This is a genomic window from Paraburkholderia sp. XV (assembly GCF_020177535.1).
Lineage (GTDB): Bacteria > Pseudomonadota > Gammaproteobacteria > Burkholderiales > Burkholderiaceae > Paraburkholderia > Paraburkholderia caribensis.
The window spans coordinates 1-1,453 of record NZ_JAGUUD010000259.1; the positions used below are offsets into that span (position 1 = coordinate 1).

At 61.7% G+C, this 1,453-nt stretch carries 1 protein-coding gene; it reads left to right on the plus strand.

The genetic code is table 11. The features are described from left to right. Window positions 1-244 precede the first annotated feature (244 nt). Window positions 245-1,450 (plus strand): alcohol dehydrogenase catalytic domain-containing protein, encoded by a 1,206-nt coding sequence (locus tag KFO72_RS41800; protein ID WP_225034549.1) that lies wholly within the window; start codon window positions 245-247, stop codon window positions 1,448-1,450. The last annotated feature ends 3 nt before the right edge of the window (window positions 1,451-1,453 follow it).

The window sequence follows — 1,453 nt, forward strand, 5'->3', positions numbered from 1 at the left end:
GCGGGAGCGCAGAGATCCGACAAGTCTTTGCAGGAATGAGAAAGAAGTGCAACCGGCAAGAGCCTAGTCTTAATGTCTTCGTCGTTGGGTCAATGACCGCGTCGACGAGATCGGCGCCATCTCGTGCCTGCATGCGTGATCGGGATCGCGATGATCGGCAGGCTCCATTCGAGCGTGGCGTGCCCTACCCAGGCCGCGACGGCAACATCGATCGGACCTCACACACCGAACAAGGAGAAATTTCATGGCTGCGAGCGGCAATCGCGTAGTAACGTTCATGGGTCCGATGAAGATGGAGCTGGCGACTTTCGACTATCCGAAGCTGGTCACCCCGACAGGCAAGAAAGCCAATCACGGCGCCATCCTCAAGATCGTGACGACGAATATCTGCGGCAGCGACCAGCATATCTACCGCGGCCGCTTTGCCGCGCCTGTGGGGATGGTGATGGGACATGAGATGACCGGGGAAGTCATCGAGGTCGGACCGGACGTCGAGTTCATCAAGAAGGGCGACCTATGTTCGGTCCCGTTCAACGTCTCTTGCGGACGCTGCCGCAATTGCAAGGAGCGGCACACGGATGTATGCATGAACGTCAATGACGCCGTCGATTGCGGTGCCTATGGCTTCAATCTGGGCGGCTGGCAGGGTGGCCAATCCGACTACCTCATGGTGCCTTACGCCGATTGGAACCTGCTGCCTTTCCCGGACAAGGACCAGGCGATGGAGAAGATCCGGGATCTCACGCTGTTATCGGACATCCTGCCGACAGGCTTCCATGGTCTGATGGAGGCCGGGGCCAAGGTGGGCTCGACCGTCTATATCGCCGGGGCCGGGCCGGTGGGCCGGTGCGCCGCGGCGGGCGCTCGCCTGATCGGCGCGTCCTGCATCATCGTGGCCGATACCAACCGGGCGCGGCTGGACCTGCTGAAGAATAATGGCTGCGAGGTGGTCGATCTCACCCAGGACACGCCGGTGGCCGACCAGATCGAAGCAATCCTCGGCAAGCGGGAGGTGGATTGCGGCGTGGATTGCGTCGGGCTGGAGGCGCACGGCTGTGGCCCCGAGGCGAACAGTGAGCACTCGGAGGCGGTAATCAACACGCTTCTCGAAGTGGTGCGGGCCGGTGGGGCGATGGGCGTGCCCGGCATCTATACCGACGCCGACCCGAAGGCGAGCACCGATCTGACGAAGAAGGGCCAGCTTCCCGTTGGCTTCGGCAAGGCCTGGATCAAGTCGCCGAAACTAACGGCGGGGCAGGCGCCGATCATGCACTACAACCGCGACCTGATGATGGCGATCCTGTGGGATCGGATGCCCTATCTTGGCGCCATGCTGAACACTGAGATCATCACGCTGGAGCAGGCGCCTGAGGCGTACAAGACGTTCAGCGACGGCTCGCCGAAGAAGTTCGTCATCGATCCGCACGGCAGCGTGAAGAAAGCCGCATAGAGC